This window comes from Geodermatophilus sp. SYSU D01186, from assembly GCF_054050215.1.
Map to the genome: position 1 here is coordinate 79,351 of NZ_JBJGYW010000020.1, position 17,586 is coordinate 96,936.

13 protein-coding genes are annotated in these 17,586 nt (G+C 76.9%); 2 read left to right on the forward strand and 11 right to left on the reverse strand.

Going from position 1 to position 17,586, the window contains the following annotated elements; all coding sequences use genetic code 11:
* Positions 1-4 precede the first annotated feature (4 nt).
* On the reverse strand, positions 5-2,062 hold the full coding sequence (locus ACI784_RS15830; protein ID WP_457014096.1) for a SpoIIE family protein phosphatase: 2,058 nt from the start codon (positions 2,060-2,062) through the stop codon (positions 5-7).
* An 853-nt stretch (positions 2,063-2,915) separates the two neighbouring features.
* Complete coding sequence (locus tag ACI784_RS15835) at positions 2,916-3,635, reverse strand: hypothetical protein (RefSeq protein ID WP_456924250.1); 720 nt, start codon at positions 3,633-3,635, stop codon at positions 2,916-2,918.
* Positions 3,636-3,939: 304 nt separating this feature from the next.
* On the opposite strand from ACI784_RS15835, the gene ACI784_RS15840 reads away from it, so the two are divergent.
* Positions 3,940-4,893 (forward strand): nucleoside hydrolase, encoded by a 954-nt coding sequence (locus ACI784_RS15840; RefSeq protein WP_457014097.1) that lies wholly within the window; start codon positions 3,940-3,942, stop codon positions 4,891-4,893.
* Here the strand turns inward: ACI784_RS15840 and ACI784_RS15845 are convergent.
* Entirely contained in the window at positions 4,874-5,581 is a 708-nt protein-coding gene (locus ACI784_RS15845; RefSeq protein ID WP_456924252.1) for a GAF and ANTAR domain-containing protein, read from the reverse strand. The two genes, ACI784_RS15840 and ACI784_RS15845, sit on opposite strands and share 20 nt — an antisense overlap.
* Positions 5,582-5,732: 151 nt before the next feature.
* Here ACI784_RS15845 and ACI784_RS15850 point away from each other — a divergent pair, with 151 nt between their 5' ends.
* Positions 5,733-6,230 carry an ATP-binding protein gene (locus ACI784_RS15850; protein ID WP_456924253.1) on the forward strand — a complete coding sequence of 166 codons (498 nt, stop codon included), beginning with the start codon at positions 5,733-5,735 and terminating at the stop codon, positions 6,228-6,230.
* Positions 6,231-6,329: 99 nt separating this feature from the next.
* Here ACI784_RS15850 and ACI784_RS15855 read toward each other — a convergent pair whose 3' ends face one another.
* The 8 genes from ACI784_RS15855 to ACI784_RS15890 all read right to left on the reverse strand — a co-directional run bounded on the left by ACI784_RS15855 (position 6,330) and on the right by ACI784_RS15890 (position 17,216).
* Positions 6,330-7,910 carry a GTPase gene (locus ACI784_RS15855; protein ID WP_457014098.1) on the reverse strand — a complete coding sequence of 527 codons (1,581 nt, stop codon included), beginning with the start codon at positions 7,908-7,910 and terminating at the stop codon, positions 6,330-6,332.
* Complete coding sequence (locus ACI784_RS15860) at positions 7,907-9,604, reverse strand: ABC transporter (protein ID WP_457014099.1); 1,698 nt, start codon at positions 9,602-9,604, stop codon at positions 7,907-7,909. The genes ACI784_RS15855 and ACI784_RS15860 overlap by 4 nt, the downstream gene beginning before the upstream one ends.
* Positions 9,605-9,633: 29 nt before the next feature.
* On the reverse strand, positions 9,634-10,284 hold the full coding sequence (locus ACI784_RS15865) for a flagellar brake protein (protein ID WP_457014100.1): 651 nt from the start codon (positions 10,282-10,284) through the stop codon (positions 9,634-9,636).
* Positions 10,285-10,360: 76 nt separating this feature from the next.
* Positions 10,361-10,963: a GNAT family N-acetyltransferase gene (locus ACI784_RS15870; RefSeq protein ID WP_456924257.1), complete on the reverse strand. Its 603-nt coding sequence runs from the start codon at positions 10,961-10,963 to the stop codon at positions 10,361-10,363.
* A 23-nt stretch (positions 10,964-10,986) separates the two neighbouring features.
* Complete coding sequence (locus ACI784_RS15875) at positions 10,987-12,492, reverse strand: phospholipase D-like domain-containing protein (RefSeq protein WP_456924258.1); 1,506 nt, start codon at positions 12,490-12,492, stop codon at positions 10,987-10,989.
* 4 nt (positions 12,493-12,496) lie between these two features.
* The gene (locus tag ACI784_RS15880) at positions 12,497-13,186 is read right to left on the reverse strand and encodes an NYN domain-containing protein (RefSeq protein ID WP_456924259.1); all 690 of its coding nucleotides are present in this window, start codon (positions 13,184-13,186) and stop codon (positions 12,497-12,499) included.
* Positions 13,187-13,368: 182 nt separating this feature from the next.
* Positions 13,369-15,462: a putative bifunctional diguanylate cyclase/phosphodiesterase gene (locus ACI784_RS15885; RefSeq protein WP_456924260.1), complete on the reverse strand. Its 2,094-nt coding sequence runs from the start codon at positions 15,460-15,462 to the stop codon at positions 13,369-13,371.
* 128 nt (positions 15,463-15,590) lie between these two features.
* The gene (locus ACI784_RS15890; protein WP_457014103.1) at positions 15,591-17,216 is read right to left on the reverse strand and encodes an acyl-CoA dehydrogenase family protein; all 1,626 of its coding nucleotides are present in this window, start codon (positions 17,214-17,216) and stop codon (positions 15,591-15,593) included.
* Between the last annotated feature and the right edge of the window lie 370 nt (positions 17,217-17,586).

Below are 17,586 nucleotides of genomic sequence, written 5' to 3' on the forward strand. Positions count from 1 at the left end.
GGGCTCAGTCCTGGTGGTGGAGGCGGATCGCCACCAGGGCGATGTCGTCCTGCGGGCCCGAGGGGCGCAGCCGCTCGATCACGGCGTCGCAGAACTCCTCCAGCGGCAGGCCGCCCAGTTCCTCCAGCGCCGTGCGGAGGCGGGCGATGCCGTCGTCCAGGGGCAGGTCGCGGCCCTCGACGAGGCCGTCGGTGTACAGGAGCACGGTCGCACCGCGCCGGAAGGTCACCACGCTCTCGGTGCGCGGCGCGGCCGGGTCGACACCCAGCATGAGCTCCGGGCGGCTGCCCGCGAGCTCCTCCACCCGCCCGTCGTCGTGCAGCAGCAGCGGCGGCGGGTGCCCGGCGTTGGACCAGCGCAGGCTGGTCAGGCCGGCCGCCCGCTGCTCGGGGGTCTGCTCCACGCGGGCCACGGCGGCGGTGGCCATCGTGGGCATGCCCAGCCCCTGGACGGCGGCGTCGAGGTCGCTGAGCACCTGCGCCGGACCGATGCCCTGGCGGTAGGCGATGCCGCGCAGCAGCCCGCGCAGCTGGCCCATGGCCGCCGCGGCCGCGGTGTCGTGGCCCACGACGTCCCCGATGACCAGCACCGCCGCCCCGCCGGGCTGCAGGAAGGCGTCGTACCAGTCGCCGCCCACCTCGGCGGCCTCCACCGCGGGCCGGTAGCGGACCACGATCTCGGCGGAGTCCGGCGCCGGCGGAGCGGTCAGCAGGCTGCGCTGCAGCCCCGCGGCCAGCCCGCGCTGCTGCTCGTAGAGGCGGGCACCGTCCACCGCGAGGGCCACGCGCGAGGCGACCTCCTGCGCGGCGGCCACGTCGTCGGCGTCGGCCAGCGGCCGGTCGGCCGAGCGGTAGATGCTCAGCGCGCCGAGGGTCCGGCCCCGCGCCGAGAGCGGGAGGGTCACCGCCGACCGCGGCGCCAGCCGCCAGAACACCTCGCGGACCTCGCCCGGCGGGAGGGTGCGGCCCACCACCGTGCCGACGTCCTCCACGGTCAGCGTCCGGCCGCTGCCCAGCGCGCGCAGCACGGGCGCGTCGGGCTGGATCGAGGCCAGCCGCAGGTCGGCGTAGCGTGCCACGGTCGCGCGCTCGGCCGGGTCGCGGTGCCAGGTCGCGACGTCGCGCATCCGGCCGTCCTCGCCGGAGAGGCTGACGATCACCCAGTCCCCCAGCACCGGGACGACCGCCTCGGCCAGCCGCTGCAGGGCCGTCTCCTCGCCCTCGCCGGCGGTGAGGGTCGCACCGGTCACCGCGCTGACCTCGGCGATGACGGCCAGGCGGGCCGCGCTGCTCTGGGCGCGGGCCTGCGCCGCCCGCCGCTCGGTGACGTCGAGGAAGTAGACGGAGAGCCCGTCTGGGCCCGGCCACGCCCACACCTCGTACCAGGCGTCGAGGGGCGCGGGGTAGTACGCCTCGAAGACCCGCTCCTCGCCGGTGGCCGCGGCGCCGCGGTAGTTGACCTCGAAGTCGCTGCCGACCGCCGCCGGGTAGAGCGCCCAGATGTCGCCGCCCAGCAGCTCCTCGCGCGACCGGCCGAGCACCCGCTCGGCCTCGGCGTTGACGTAGGCGAACCGCCACTCGCGGTCGAGGGCGAAGAAGGCGGCGTTCATCGCCTCCAGGACCCGGGCCACACGGGCGTCGGCCTGCCGGCGGTTGGTGCTGTCGTAGCCGGCGCCGAGCAGCCGGACGGCGGTGCCCCGCTCGTCGGTCAGCGCCCGCCCGCGGCCCTGCACCCAGCGGGTCTCCCCGGTGGGAAGGACGACCCGGAACTCCGCCTCGTAGTCGCCGCAGGTCTCGATGGCGTGCTGGAGCGCCTCGAGCGTCCGCGCCGCGTCGTCGGGGTGCAGGCGCGCGGCGAACGCCTCGATGCTGCCGTCGAAGCTGTCCCGGGTGTAGCCGAAGATCTCCAGCAGGCGGTCGTCCCAGGCCAGCCGGCCGCTGACGAGGTCCCAGTCGAAGCTGCCGATGCCGGCGGCCTCGATCGCGAGGTCCTGCCGCAGGCGCGCCGCCGCGAGCTCGGTGTCGGGGCGGCGCTCGTCGTGGCGCAGCCGGTCCGGGCTCACGGTGGACTCACTCGCATTCCTGGGCCGGACGAGGGGGGAACCGACGTGGCGCGGCCTCGTCGGCACCACCGGGGGGCGCTCCGGACTCACGGCCGGCCCCTCTTTCTCTCATGGCGACGCCGTCGGCGCCACCTGCTGTGCCGCAATCGACACCGCGTCGACAGGCCCCGCCCCCGGGGTCAGGGGGAGGCGGGACCGTGGCGGACGGACCGCCGCGACGTGGAGGTGATCTCCACCGTGAGCAACGAGCCCGTCACCGGATGGATACGCCCCGAGTACGACGAGACGGCGGGCGCCCCCGGTCCAGGAGGGGCGCCCGCCGTCTCGGCAGGGAGGCGGACTCGTCGTCCGCCGGCACGAGGACACGGCCGGTGGGCGCGGGCGTCCAGCGTCGCGGTGCCTGCCGGCCCGGCTCCCGTGCCGACCGGACCGGTCGGCTCCGTCGACTCCCGGTCGCCGGTGGCGGGCCGGCGGCTCGGTCCCCCGCAGCGCCGTCCGTCGGTGCCGGCGCACCCGGGGGCGCGGGTGGCGGCGGGACGGGGCGTCCCGGTCCGGCGGCGACCCGGTGCCGGCGTCCGGCCGCCCAGCGGTCTGCGCCTCCCTGGAGGGTCCGCGCGCTGCGTCGGTGCGCAGTCGGCGGGAGGTCGAGGCGAGGACCGGTGGAGCGGGACGGCGGTGCCGGCGCAGGTGCTGCGTCGGAGGGGACGACCGGGCGGTGCGGGGTCGGCCAGGAGTACGGAGGACGGGTTCGGGGCGACGGGAGCGGTTCCCGGGGGAACGGGAACCGGCGGCCGGCGGCTGGCAGGCGGTGCGGAGGACGGCGTCCGCGGCGGGGCCGGGGTCGCGCTGGGGGTCAACCGTGCGGCTGTCCCCGGGCCGGTGGCGGCCGCGGGTCACCGCGCGCCCGGGCCGGGCCGGAGGCCCGTGCGCTCCCGGGGCGGTGCCCGGCCGGCGCGGTTCCCGGGGAGGGGGTGGGCCGCGGTGCCGGCACCTGCCGGGCGAGCGGGGGGACCACCGGGACGCGGGGCGGGGCGACCGGCCGGGGAGCCCGGGCCGGAACGAGCGCCGCAGCGGGGGAAGGCGCCACGGGCTGGATCGTGGGCGTGCTGGGCAGCTCGGTGAGGACCACCGGGCCGTCGGCACGCGGAGCGGGGGCCACGGGGCGGCCCCATGCGAGGTTCGCGCCGCCGGGGCCGGCGCCCCACAGCGCCAGGCGGCGCGTGACGGTGCGCAGCCGGGCCGCCAGGCCGCGGGGGAACGTGCGCAACCGGGCCCCCAGACCCGGGCGCGGCTGCGTCCGGACGGCCGGCTCCGGCGCGACGACCGGCGGCTGGACCACGGGCGGCCGCGGCCGCGGCACCGGCACCGGCCGGGCGGGCGGGAGCGGACGCACCCCACGGGCCGGGCGGGTGCTGCGCGCCTGGCCGGGCCGCAGCACCACGGCGCGTGCCGGGCGGGGACGGCCCCGCAGCGGCAGGTCGTCGGCGCGGTCGAGGACGTCCAGCAGCCCGCTCAGGGTCAGGTCGTCGGGCACGCGCGACGAGCGGAGCACCTGTGCCCGGTCCATCGCCATGCCGTCCTCCTGCAGGTAGTCGCCGCGGCCGGGGAAGGTGCCGCGGACATGCAGAAAGGTAGGGACGACGGCCCGCGCGGACGGCGTTCCGCGACACCTCCTGGAGGGCGCGTGACCGAACCGTTGTGCGGCCTCCCCGGACCGGTCGGTCACCCCTCGCCCGCAGCGGGGTCTTGTCGACAAGCCGTGCCCCGCTGAGCGTGGAAGCCGCTGGTCAGCGCGTCGGTCACCCCGGGACACGCCCCGCCGGTCCCGGCGTGTCGGCCCGGCCGGCCCCGCACTCCCCGGCTGACAGGATGGCGCGGTGGCCGACCGCACCCCCCTGGTGATCGACACCGACCCCGGCATCGACGACGCGCTGGCGATCCTGCTGGCGCTGGCCAGCCCGGAGGTGGACCTGCAGCTGGTCACCACGGTGCACGGCAACGTCGACCTCGCGCAGACGACGGACAACGCGCTGCGCGTGCTGCACCTGGCCGGGCGCTGCGACGTCCCGGTGGCCGCCGGCGCCCGGGACTCGCTGGTGTACCGGCAGCCCGAGCGGGCCGGGCACGTGCACGGGACCACCGGCCTGGGCGGGGTGCAGCTGCCGCCCTCGCCGGCGACCGTGGACCCGCGGCCGGCCGTCGTCGCCCTCGCCGAGCTGCTGCTGCGCGCGGAGACGCCGGTGACCGTGGCCGCGATCGGGCCGTGGACCAACATCGCGCTGCTGCTGGCCACCTACCCCCAGGCCGCCGAGCGGATCGGCCGGCTGGTGCTCATGGGCGGCTCCGCGGCGCGCGGCGGCAACGTCACCGCCGCCGCCGAGTTCAACGTGTGGGCCGACCCCGAGGCCGCCCAGCGGGTGCTCGGCTCGGCCGTCCCCACCGTCCTCGTCGGGCTCGACGTCACCCTGCCCACGGTCCTCGACGCCGAGGGGATCGCCCGGTTCGCCGCCGCCGGCCCGGTGGGCGCCACCGCGGCGGCGATCCTGCAGCAGTACGTGGACCACGCCCGCTCGGCGTACGGCACCGCCGGCGTCGTCGTCCACGACGCGCTGGCGCTCGGCGAGGCGATCGTCCCCGGCACGGTGGGCACGGTGCGGCGGGACGTCGTCGTCGACACCACGCTCGGAGCCGGCCGGGGCCAGACGCTGGTCGACCGGCGCCGCGTGTCCGGCTCCCCCACCGCCGTCGAGGTCGCCGAGACCGTGGACAGCCCGGCGGCGGTGGAGTTCCTGGTCGGCCGGCTGGAGGCGCTCAGTCGGGCGGTCGGGTAGCCGGGCCGCCGTACGTGGAGTCGACGATGCCCAGGGCGATGTCGCGCAGCTTGCGGTTGTAACGCTGGGAGGCCTCCCGCAGGACCTCGAAAGCCTGCTCGGCGTCGATGTGGCGCTGCGCCATGAGCACGCCCTTGGCCTGCTCGATGACCGCGCGGGACTCCATCGCCAGCCGCAGGTTGCGGGCCTGCTCACCCAGCCGGTCGTGCGCGTCGGCGTTGGCCACCGCGACGGCCACGGCATCGGCCACCTCGAGTGCGGCGGCCAGCGACTGCGGGCCGGCGAACGCCCCTGGCGCGGACGCGTAGTTGTTCAGCGCCCCGATCGAGTTGCCCTGGTAGGGCAGCGGGATCGACAGCGAGCTGCGGACGCCGATGGCCCGCACGCGGGCCGCGTAGTCCGGCCAGCGCCGCTCGGTGGCCATGTCGTCGACGCGCAGCACCACGCCGCCGCGGCCGGCGTCCATGCACGGCCCGTACCCCTGCTCGTACTGCAGCTCGTCGGCGGCCAGCGCCATCTCCCCGTGGTACGCGGCGGTGAACGCCTTGTCGCCGCGGATCAGGGTGATCGAGGACGACTCCGTACCCGGGATGCTGCGGGCGGCGATGGTGGTGACCTCGCCGAGGACGTCGTCCAGCGCACGGTCGGCCAGGACCACCCGACTCAGGTCGCGCCAGAGCTCCTCCACGGGCGTCAGTCTGCCGCCCCCGGCTGGCCGACGGGAACGCCTCCAGTGGCTCCGGCCCCCCGCCGCTGCAGGACCGCGTTCCTTCGGCCAGGATGGGGGCGGCCGCACGACGACGGCCGGCTGACGCTCAGCACCGGCGGAGGAGGTCCCTTTGGGCCAGGAGACGTGGCCGCAGGCGCCGGTCCCCTCCGTGCCCGGCGACGTCTGGCACTGGCAGCTGGAGACGATGCACGTGGTCTCCCGGGTGCGGTCGGACCTGCGGGCCCGCATCGCGCACCCGTCGGTCTCCTCGTCCTCCACCGAGGACGCCCGCGACGGCCTGCTGCTGGTCTTCGAGGAGCTGGCGTCCAACGCCCTGCGCCACGGCGGCGGCGCGGTCCGCGCCCTGGTGGTGGCCGGCCCGGGGGGCTGGCTGATCGACCTCAGCGACGAGGCACCCGACCGGCCGCCCGTGCCCGCGATCGACCGCGACCCGGCTCTGGGCGGCATGGGCCTGCACCTGGTGGCGCAGCTGTCCAGCGACTACGGCTGGGAGGGCCGCCCGGGCCGCAAGCACGTCTGGGCCCGCCTCCCCAACGGCCGGCAGCCGGTCGAGACCGCGCAGGACCGCGTCCCCGAGCCGCGCGCCCCGGAGATCCCGCGGGACTGAGCGGATCGCGGCCCTCCCGCCGGTGTGTGCACTCTCCGTGGCCTCGACGGCCGTGAGGCCACGATGTGCGCACAGACCGGGCTCAGCGCAGCGGGGCCGCTACTTCCCCGCCCGGGTGACCGCCGCGCAGAAGCGGTCGTGGTCCTCCCGGACCGCCGCCATCGGGGCCAGCACCTCCTCCTGCGCCACCACGTCGACCGCGGCCTCCAGCCGCTGCGTCGCCCGGCGGGCCAGGCGGCGGGCCCGGGCCCCCACCAGCGGCCGGGCCAGCAGCGCCAGCAACGCCCCCGCCAGCAGCCCGCCGACCACCAGCAGCGTCGGCAGCGGCAGCCCCTCCACCCGGGGCAGCGGGACGACGTCGTCCAGTTGGAAGAAGCCGAGGACCACCAGCGCCAGCAGCCACAGCGCGCCGGCCAGCGCCACCAGCACGAGCAGCCACTGCAGGCCGCCGACGCCCCGCTGCCACAGCGGGGTGCGCTGCGGCCCGAGGTCGGTGCCGGCCACGGCGCGGTCGAGCTCGTCGGCCAGGCGCTCCTCGGAGACCTCGACCGTGCGCCGCAGGTCGTCCCGCCACGCCTGCGGCAGGCCCTCCCCCGCGGCCTCGCGTGCCTGCCGCACGGCTCGGGTCACCGCGGCCTTCTGCACCGCGCCCGCGGCGGGCAGCGAGGTGCGCGCCGAGCCCTGCCCCGCGCCGAGGTGCAGCCGGTCGAGCGGGTCGGCGCGCAGCTTGCGGGTCCAGCGCACCAGCGGCCAGCCGGTGGCCGCCGTCCCGCTGCGCCGGACCGAGCGCTCGACGGCGCCGGCCACCGCCGGGACACCCGCCGCGTCGGCGAGGGCCTCGGTGAGCTCCTCGCGGTCCTGCCGGCCGACCCCCGCGCCGCCGCCGTCGCCGCACTGGGCGGAGAGCGCGCCGGCCGCCGAGCGCACGTCGGCGGTGAGCCGGTCGGTCGCCGCCCGGCGGGCAGAGACGCGCGTGGCCAGGTCGGCGCGCAGCTCGCCCAGGCCGGTGCCGGTGCGCGCGGAGACGGCCAGCAGCGGCGTCCCGGCCAGGCCCTCACGGTCGAGGAGGGCCCGCAGGTCGGCCAGGCAGGCACGGGCGGACGCCGGGTCGAGCCGGTCGACCTGGTTGAGGACGACGAGCAGGACGCCGGCGTGCCCGGCCAGCGGCACCAGGTACCGCTCGTGGACGGCGGCGTCGGCGTACTTCTCGGGGTCGAGCACCCACACCAGCACGTCGACGAGCTGCACCAGCCGGTCGACCTCCAGCCGGTGCTCGAGCTTGATGCTGTCGTGGTCGGGGAGGTCGAGCAGCACCAGCCCGTCGAGGGCCGGCTCGGGGGCGTGCCGGTGCCGGCGGGGCACCTCCAGCCAGTCGAGCAGCCGGTCGGCGCCGTCCCCGCCCCAGACCGTGGCGTGCGCGACACCGGTGGTCGGCCGGCGGACGCCGGGCGTGCTCACCTCGCTGCCCGACAGCGCGTTGAACAGCGTGGACTTGCCGCTGCCGGTGGCCCCGGCCAGCGCGACGACGGTGGCGTCGCCCAGCGCCTCCCGCGCCCCGGCCTTGGCCAGCAGCGCCCGCGCCTGCCCGACCTCGGGCACCTCCAGTCGCTCCTCGGCCACCTCGACGGCCTCGCGCAGGGCCGCCAGCCGGTCGGCCAGCGGCGGCGTCCTCCGGCTCATGCGCCCGCCCGTGCCGCGGTGAGTGCGGCGGCGGCCGCCCGCAACCGCCCGGCGTCGTCCGGCCCCGGGGCCACGGCGTCGACCAGCTCGTCGAAGCGGCCCTGCTCGTACCGGAGCAGGGTGTCGGCGCGGGCCTGGAGGTCCTCGCGGGCGCGGGCGGCCAGCGACCGGACGGCGGCGTCCCCGAACACCGCCTCCAGCAGCCGCTGCCCGACCGCCGTCGTCCCGCCGGCGACGGCGACCTCCCCGCCGGTGAGCCCGCCGGTCTGGGCGAAGACGGCGACCATGACGACGGCGCCGGCGCCGTTGACGCCCCAGGACAGGACGCGGGCGCGGGTGCGCTTGCCGGCGCCCTCCTCGCGGACGAGGTCCAGCACGTGGCCCTGCCAGTCGCGGACCTGCGCCGAGGCGGCCTCCGGGAAGTCGTCGGAGACCCGCTCGAGGTCCTCGTCGGCGGTGTCCAGCAGGCCCGGCCCGCCCGGCAGCGCCCGCCAGGCGGTGACCGTGCGCTCGGCGGCGCGGTCGGCCTCGGCCCGCAGCAGCGTCTCCACGCTGGACTCCAGGGCGCCGGTGAGGTCGTCGGCGGGGGTGGCCCGCCCGCTCAGCGCGGCGGTGACCCGGTCGCGCAGCCGGCCGATCGAGCTCTGCAGGGAGCGCATCCACTCGCCGGTGCCGACGAACTCCTGCCAGCGGGCGAGCACCTCGCCGCGCAGCAGGCTGCCGCTGCGCACGCCGTCGTCGACCCCCTCGTAGGCGGCGGTGTAGGCCGCGGCCGCGGCACCCCGCAGGGCGGCGGCGGCCGCCGCCTGCTCCTCCACCGCGGCGGCGATGCCGGCCACCCGCTCCTCCAGGCTGGCCAGCGCGCCGGTGAGGGTCTGGCGGACGACGGCGGCGCGCTGCTCCTGGTCGGCGGCGAGGGCGTGCAGCCACTGCCGCAGCGGCGCCACCTGGTCGTCGGGCAGGAAGCCGTCGACCAGCGGGCGCTCCTCGACGACGAACAGCCGCGCGCCGGCCAGCCCGGCCCGCTGCAGCATCCCCTCGAGGTCGGGCGCGATCTCGGCCGCGGCGCCCGGGGGCACCCGGTCCAGGACGACGGCCAGCGCGGTGCCCCGCTCCTGCGCCGTCCGCAGGAGGTCCCAGGGGACGGCGTCGGCGTAGCGGGCCGCGGTGGTGACGAAGACCCACAGGTCGGCGGCGGCCAGGAGCTGGGCGGCGAGCTCGCGGTTGGACTCCACCACCGAGTCGACGTCCGGCGCGTCCAGCACCGCGAGGCCGGGCGGGACGTCGTCCCGCGGCACCAGCTGCAGGGTGCCGGCCCCTCCGGCACCGCCGGTCACGCGGGCCAGTCCGGGGAGCACCCGGTCGCCGGAGAAGGCGGCGGTGTCGGCCCACGCGCAGACCAGCACGGGCGCGCGGGTGGTGGGCCGGAGCACGCCGGCGGTGGTGACCGGGGCGCCGACCAGGCTGTTGACCAGCGTGGACTTGCCGGCCCCGGTGGAGCCGCCGACGACGGTCAGCAGCGGTGCGTCCAGGTCGCGCAGCCGGGGCAGCAGGTAGTCGTCGACCTGCTCGACGACGCTCCGGGCGGCGCGGCGGGCGCGGTCGGCGGTGGGAGCGGCCAGTCCGAGGGGGGCCGCGGCGACGGCGTCCCGCAGCGCGGCCAGGGCGTCGGGCAGCCGCGAGGGGAGGGTCACCCCCGGGGACTATCCCGGTGAGGCGGTTGTTAGTCGGAGCTCGCCATCGCCGCCTGGCGGGCGCGCTCCTCGCGCAGCGCCTGGAAGACCCGCCGGCGCAGCCGGTCCTGCTCCTTCTCGGGCAGGTCGACGAAGCGCAGGGAGAGGTGCCAGCGGGAGTTGCGGGTGTGCTGGCGCACGACCTCGGCCACGGTGACCAGCGCGCCGCCCTCCAGCTCCAGCGTCATCCCCATGCGGGCGCCGGGCAGCGGCTCGTTGCCGTAGGCCTCCACCACGGCGCGGCACCCGGCCTCGCTGAAGTCCAGGGTCTCGCCGCCGAGGTCCACCCCGTTGACCGCGGCCACGACCGGGAGGGAGACCCGCGCACGCACCGCCGTCCGCCGCTGGGTCTCCTCCGCCGGCGAGGTGACCGCGAGGTGCCAGCGGGGCACCGCGCCGCGCTCGACGGTGGTGACCTCGGCCATCAGGGAGCGGCCGCCCTCCGGGCCCATCCAGAACACCGACACCGGCTCGCCGACCCGCACCACCGTCTGCTCGACGAAGTCGCCGGCCGACGGGCGGACCACCACGGCGGCAGGACCGGTCGACTCCACCCGCGCGCTCACCGACAGGCTGCGCGTGGCCGTGCTGATCTCGGCCTCGCAGTCCTGCATCGGGTGGTCGACGCCGGGGGTGCTCATCGGTCTCCGTTCCGGGTTCTCCGACGTCGCGCGGACGTCGTCAGCAGACCGTAACCGCCGCCGCGCCCGGCGATGCTCAGGTGCGGGGTGTCCCACCCCCGTCGAGGGAGGCCCGCAACCGCTGGCGGACCGCCGGCCAGTCGTCGTCGGTCATGGCGAACTGGACCGTCGTCCGCCAGGTGCCGTCGCGGCGGAGGCGGTGCTTGCGCAGCCGGCCCTCCTCACCGGCACCGAGGGCGGCGATGGCCGCCCGCGACCGCGTGTTGCGCTCGTCGGTGTGCCAGACGACGCGGACCGCGCCCAGGTGCTCGAAGGCGTGGGTCAGCAGGAGCAGCTTGGCCTCACGGTTCACCCCGCTGCGCTGCGCGCCGGCGGCCAGCCAGGTGTGGCCGATCGCCAGCGCGCGGCGGGCCTCGTCGACGTCGTGGTAGCTGGTGGTGCCGAGGAAGGCGCCGGTGGCCGGGTCGAGCTGGGCGAGGGGCCGCCGGTCGGCCTCCGCGCGGGCGGCGGCGATCTGCGCGGCCGCCTCCGCCCGCGTGGCCGGCCGCGGGATGGTCAGGTGCGCGAAGACGTCGTCGTCGGCGGCCGCCAGCCACCCGTCGGCGTGCTCCTCCGCCAGCGGGACGAGCAGCACCCGCCGTCCGTGCAGGGTGGGGGTCTGCTGCCAGGCGCCGGTCATCCCGGCCATCCTGCCGGGCGGCCTCAGCGGGTGCGGCGGACCCGGGGCCGGGAGCTGCGGCGCACCCGCCGCCAGCGGTTCGGCGTCCGCTCGGCGTCCAGCAGCTCGGTGTCGGCCAGCAGCCGCTCCACCGGGCCGAGGTCCGGGGGCACGAACGGCACCAGCGAGCGTCCCTGTGGCCGGCGCAGCCGCTCCACCGCCTGCAGCAGGGAGCCGCCGCACTCGGCGACCGTCGCGGCGACCGCCTCCGGCGGTACCCCGAGGTGCTCGCCGAGCAGGCGGTCGCGGAAGCCGGTGATCGTCCCGGCGAGCTCGTCGCGCCGCGGGTGGCCGTCGCGGGCCTCGATCGAGAGGTCGCACTCGGTGTCCAGGCCCATGGAGCGGTTGTTGAGGTTCGCCGAGCCGATCCGCAGCAGCCGGTCGTCGACGACGAGCACCTTGGCGTGCACGTAGATCGGCCGCCGTCCGGCGGTGACCGGCACGTACAGCCGGAACCGGCCGTGGACGTCGGCGTCGGCGACCAGCGCCAGGAGCTTGGCGCGGGCGGTGCCCATCGCCTTCTCCTCCAGCCAGCCGTCGGCGCTCTCCGGGTTGACGACGACGAACTCCGGCCCGTCCTCCTCCCGCAGCCGCTCGGCGATCGCCTCGGCGACCCGGCGGTTGGCGAAGTACTGGCTCTCGACGTACACGGTGCGCCGGGCGGCGGCGATCGCGGCCAGCCACAGCAGCTCGATCTCGTGCACGAGGCTCTGCCCGCCGTGCTCGGGACGGGTGCGGGAGATCGCGACGTCGACGTCGGTCAGGAGCGGCTCGACCTCCGGCGGCCAGCACGCCTCGACGTCCGGAACCGGTTCCAGGCTGCGGCCGGTGCCGCTGGCCCAGCGCTCCCGCGCGAGGTCGCCGAGCGCCCGGGCGGCCGGGCCGGACACCAGGCTGGTGACGTCGTGCCACGGGCCGGTCGGGCGGTGGGTGGACGGACGGCGGCGCAGCGGCTGCCGGTCCAGGTGCTCGGGGGTGTCCCACCGGTCGGCGGTGACGTCGATGCCGCCGGCGAAGGCCAGGCAGTCGTCGATGACCACGATCTTCTGGTGGTGCGCGCCGCCGACGGGGTGGTGCGTGTCGACGGTCATCGTCAGCCGCTCGGGGGTGCGCCGGTTGAGCAGGACGATCGGCGCCAGCCCCCGGCCGAGGCCCACGACCATGCCGTAGTCCCACTGCAGCACGCCGATCTCCAGCCGCGGGTTGGCCCGGACGGCGTCCTCCAGCACCCGGCCCAGCTTGTCCGCGCGACGGCCCCCGGTGTGCCGGCGTCCCGACCGGCGGGGGTCCAGGCGGATCCGCGGGTCGAAGTCCCAGCCGATGAACAGCACCCGGCGCTGGGCCCGCAGCACCGCGCCCTTGAGCGCGGCGAAGTAGTCGGCGGCGTCGACGAACACCGCGTGCCGGTCGGCGCGCTCCACCCGCCAGCAGGTCTCGCCGGGTACCAGGAGCTCCTCGGCGAGGACCGGACCCGTCCCGTCGTCCAGCACCCGGTCAGCCGTTGCGGCGCAGGAAGCCGGACACGAACTCCCGCAGGCTGCGCGTGGGCCGCAGCCAGGCGCCGTCGGGCGGGAGCGCGTCGAGGCGGACGCGGTCCAGCGGCTCGACGAAGGCGCCGGGGACGTCCTCGATGTCGATGAACTCGAGCAGGTCCGAGCCGATCGCGTAGCCGGCCACCTCGCTGAAGGCGACGACGACGACCTGGGTGCCGGTGCGGGCCAGCTCCTCCAGCGGCTCGGCGAAGTTGCGCCCGTCGCCGGAGAAGACCACGAGGCGGCGCAGCCGGTGGCTGTGCTGCCGGACGGCGATGTGGTCGAGCATGTCCTGGTCGATGTCGTCGTCGGGCTGGGTCTTGGGCCGGGCGAAGACGGCGAACCCGAAGTTGCGCAACGCCTCGACCCAGCGCTGCAGCGAGCCCACGACCGGCGGGATGTTGGCGAAGACGCAGGCCTCGACCTCGGGGGCATCGGGCGCACCGGGGTCCCCGGCGCCCTCGACGAACCACGCCGCGATCGCGTCGAAGCGCGGCCGGGACGCCGCGGTGGGCCGGGCGCCGATCACCGTCGACAGGGTCATGTCGATGTTCGGCGCGTCCCAGATGAGCAGGTCCAGCGCCGGGCGGGCCCGGCCCTGTGGCTGGGCTTCCTCGGCTGCCGGGTCGCCGGCGAGGTCCAGGTCGGTCACGGGGGCAGTCTGCCCGGTGACCGACAGCACCGCCGACGGGACACCCGCCACGGGCGGCGGCGCGGCGGGGGCCGGTGGTGCGGCGGGGCGCGGCGGTCCGGCGGGGGCCGTGGCCCGGCGACTGCGGCGGCGCAGGCGGGACCCGCCGTCCCCCGCTCCCGGTGCTGCCGACACGGGACCGCTCAGCAGCCCCGGCCCTGCAGGGCGAGGGCGCAGGAGTCACCGCCGGCAGCGCGCACCCGGTCGGCCCAGCGCGGCACCTCACCGGCCGGCATCGGGCGGGCGAGCAGATAGCCCTGGGCCAGGTCGCAGCCGGCCTCACGGACCATCTCCAGGTGCTCGGCGGTCTCGACGCCCTCGGCCACCGACCGGATGCCCAGGGTGCGGGCGAGGGAGACGATCGCGGCGAGCACCGCACCGGTGCCCCCGGCGGCCAGCCGGGCGGCCGCGGTCAGCAGCGAGCGGTCGATCTTCAGCGTCCCGATCGGCAGGGCGAGCAGCTGGGCGAGGGAGGACCAGCCGGTGCCGAAGTCGTCGATGGCCACCCGGACGCCGGAGTTGCGCAGCACCGACAGCTGGTCCTCGGCGCGCGTCGGGTCCTCGGCGACGCTGGTCTCGGTGAGCTCGAGCACCAGCCGCTCGGCCGGCAGCCCGGAGTCGTGCAGCGCCACGCGGACGTCGCGGACCAGCGTCTCGGCGGAGAAGTGCCGGGCGCTGATGTTCACCGACATGCGCAGCCGCAGCCCCTCGGCCTCCCACTGCGCGGCCTGCCGCGTCGTCTCCCCCAGCAGCCAGCGGGTGATCGGGATGAGCTGCCCGGTCTCCTCGGCGACGGAGAGGAAGGCGTCGGGCGACAGCAGGCCGCGGTCGGGGTGCTGCCAGCGCAGCAGCGCCTCCACCCCGTCGACCTCCCCGGTGTCGACCCGGACCACCGGTTGGTAGTGGACGACGAACTGGTCGACCGCGCCGTCGCGGAGCCGGTTGGCCACCTCGAGCCGCCACCGCGCGGCGTCCCGCAGCCCCGGGGAGAACAGGTGGATGCGGTCGCGGCCGGCGCCCTTCGCGGCGTAGGCCGCCGCGTCGGCGTCGCTGAGCAGCTGGTGGGCCTGGCGGGCGCCGGGCTGGGCGGCGGCGACGCCGATGCTGACCGACAGCGGCACGGAGATGCCCGACGCCTGGAACGGGCGGGTGAAGGACGTCTGCAGCCGGAAGGCGAGGGCGGCGGCCTCCGAGGTGTCGCAGTCTCGGGCCAGGACCAGGAACTGGTCGCCGCCGAGCCGGCCCACGCTGTCGCCCGGGCGCACCTGGCCGGCCAGGCGGGCGCCGACCTGCCGCAGCAGCTCGTCGCCGACGGCGTGACCGAGGGAGTCGTTGACCGTCTTGAACCCGTCGAGGTCGAGGAACAGCAGCGCCGCCCGGCCACCCGGCTCGGCCAGCGCCTCGCCGATCAGGGCCAGCAGCCGGGCGCGGTTGGGCAGGCCGGTGAGGTCGTCGTGGCTGGCCTGCCAGGCGAGGGCCTCCTGGGCGCGCACCCGCTCGGTGATGTCGATGTGGGTGACCACGACGCGGCCGGAGTGCTCGACCCGCGCCGCCTGCAGGCGGAACCAGGCGTGGTCGGTGCCCAGCACGTGCGCGTAGTCGCGGGTGAACGGCCGGTCGGCCACGCCGGCGCCGCCGGCGATCAGCTCCCCGATGCCGCGGGTGATCGCCTCGCGGTCCTCCCCCTCGATGCTCTCGGAGAGGACCTCGAGGTAGTCGTCGCCCACCCCGGCGGCCCGGAACCCCGAGCGCCGCACGATCTCCGACGCCGCGCTCCACCGCCGGTTGACCGACACGATCCGGCCACTCTGGTCGAGCAGGACCGTGGGTGAGGGCAGCCCGTCGAGGACGGCGGTCAACTGGACGAGCTCCTGGTCGCGGGCACTGCGGCGCCGGTGCTCCGCGTCGACGTCCCGGAGGAAGACGGTCAGGCCGGCGGCGCCGGGGAACACGCGGGCCTCGTACCAACGGTTGCGCGGGCGGTAGAAGAACTCGACGGTGCGGGACCTGCCGTCGGCGAGGGCGGCTCGGTAGCGCTCCTCCAGCACGGAGCCGCGCGCCTCGGGGAAGCACTCGAGGGAGTCCTGGCCGACCAGGTCGTGCACCGCGCGGCCGAGCAGCGCGGCGGCGGCGGCGTTCACGTAGGTGAAGCGGCCGTCGGCGTCGAGGCGGTAGACGGCGTCGGGAACCGTCGACAGGGGATCGGCCGAAGCCCCCGCGTGGACGTGTCGGTGCACCCTGCCCGCTTCCTCTTCCCCCTGCCGCCGCCGTGGGCCCCTCTCCTCCAGGGCCACGCCGCCACCCCGTCCCCCGGACGGCGCTGCGGCGCATGACGCACAACCGAGGGTAACCGCACGCATGTAATTCAGGGAGCCGGAACGGCGCCCCGCTCGACGACGCCGGCCAGGGCGGTGCCCGCGGGCAGCGTGCCCAGCACCGGGCTCCAGTCGCCACCGAGGCGGGTGGCGCAGAAGGCGTCGGCGACGGCAGCCGGCGCGTACCGCACGAGCAGCGAGCCCTGCAGACACAGGGCCAGCTGGCCGGCGACCCGGCGGGCACGCACCGGCAGCCCCTCGGCGTCGGTGAGCTCGACCGCGAGCCGGGCCACGGCGGCGTCGAGGCGGCGGTCGGCACCGCGGGCCAGGTCCAGCTCCGCACGGACGGCGGCCAGCGACTCCGACGAGCGGCCCAGGGCCCGGAGGACGTCGAGCGCGATGACGTTGCCCGAGCCCTCCCAGATGGAGTTCAGCGGCGCCTGGCGGTAGAGCCGCGGCAGGCCGGACTCCTCGACGTAGCCGTTGCCGCCCAGCACCTCCAGCGCCTCGGCGACCGCGGTCGGGGTGCGCTTGCAGACCCAGAACTTGGCGGCCGCGCAGGCCAGCCGGAGGAACGCGGACTCCCCCGCGTCGACGGCGGCGGCGAGCCGGACGGCCAGCGCGGTGGCCGCCTCGCTCTCGACGGTGAGGTCGGCCAGCACGTTCTGCATGAGCGGCTGGTCGGCCAGCAGGGCACCGAACGCCCGCCGGTGCCGCGCGTGGTGGATCGCCTGGGTGAGCGCGGCCCGCACCGTGGCGGCCGACCCGAGGACGCAGTCGAGCCGCGTCGTGTTGACCATCTCGATGATCGTGGGGACGCCCCGACCGGGCTCGCCCACCAGCTCCGCCGTCGTCCCCTCGAACTCGACCTCGCTGGAGGCGTTGGAGCGGTCGCCGAGCTTGTCCTTGAGGCGCTGCAGGCGGAAGACGTTGCGGGTGCCGTCGGGGAGGACGCGGGGCACGAGGAAGCACGAGACGCCCTCGGGGAGCTGGGCGAGGACCAGGAACAGGTCGCTCATCGGGGCGCTGGTGAACCACTTGTGGCCGGTCAGGGCGTACGTCCCGTCCGCGTTCGGGACGGCGCGGGTGGTGTTGGCGCGGACGTCGGAGCCGCCCTGCTTCTCGGTCATCCCCATGCCGGCGACCAGGCCCCGCTTGGCCGTCGGTTCGGTCAGCCCGAACTCGTAGGCCGGCGCGGTCAGCCCGGGCTCGAACCGGGCCGCGAGGTCCGGCGCGGCCCGCAGCGCCGGGACGACGGCGTAGGTCATCGTCACCGGGCAGGCGTGACCCATCTCGACCTGCGTCCAGCCGAGGTAGCCGACGGCGCGGCGGACGTGCGCGTGCGGATCGGGGCGTTCCCGGTGCCACGGTGCGCCGGCGAGGCCGTGCTCGAACGCCGTGCGCATGAGCTCGTGCCAGGCCGGGTGGAACTCGACCTCGTCGACCCGGTGGCCGTAGCGGTCGTGGGTCCTGAGGCGGGGCGGGTTCTCGTCGGCCAGCCGGCCCCACTCCTGCGCCTGCTCGCTGCCGGCCAGCGCGCCGAGGGCCTTGAGTGAGTCGAGCGCGGACTGGTCGGCGTGCCGCAGGCAGGCCTCGGTCAACGCGGCGTCCCCCGCGATCGGGTCGTGCCCGACCAGCGGGGGGACCTGGTTGGTGACCTCGTGCGTGACACCCATGGGCGGACCGTACGACGGCCCGGTTCCACGTGGAACGCAGCGGGCGCGCGGTGCGCCGCCCCCGAGGAGGGACCCGGGCCGCACCGGGAGGCGGGCGCCATGGCGGCCGGGCGGGGCGGGACGCCGTGGCGGCCGCGCCGAGGCACCGTCGCGGGAGCCGGTCGCTGCAACGACTGCCCGGAAGGCTGAGCAGACGCGGTGGACAAGACTCCCGACCGGTCTGTGGACAGGCCGCTGAGCTGGGGATTCGGGTGGTCGGAGCCCTCTCGTGGCGATACACTTCGAACGCGTGATCGAAGGCGGCGGGAGGTGTCGTGGACGGCTTGCCGTCGGTGCTCGACGCCGTGGTCGGTGAGGAGCTGGCGCCGTT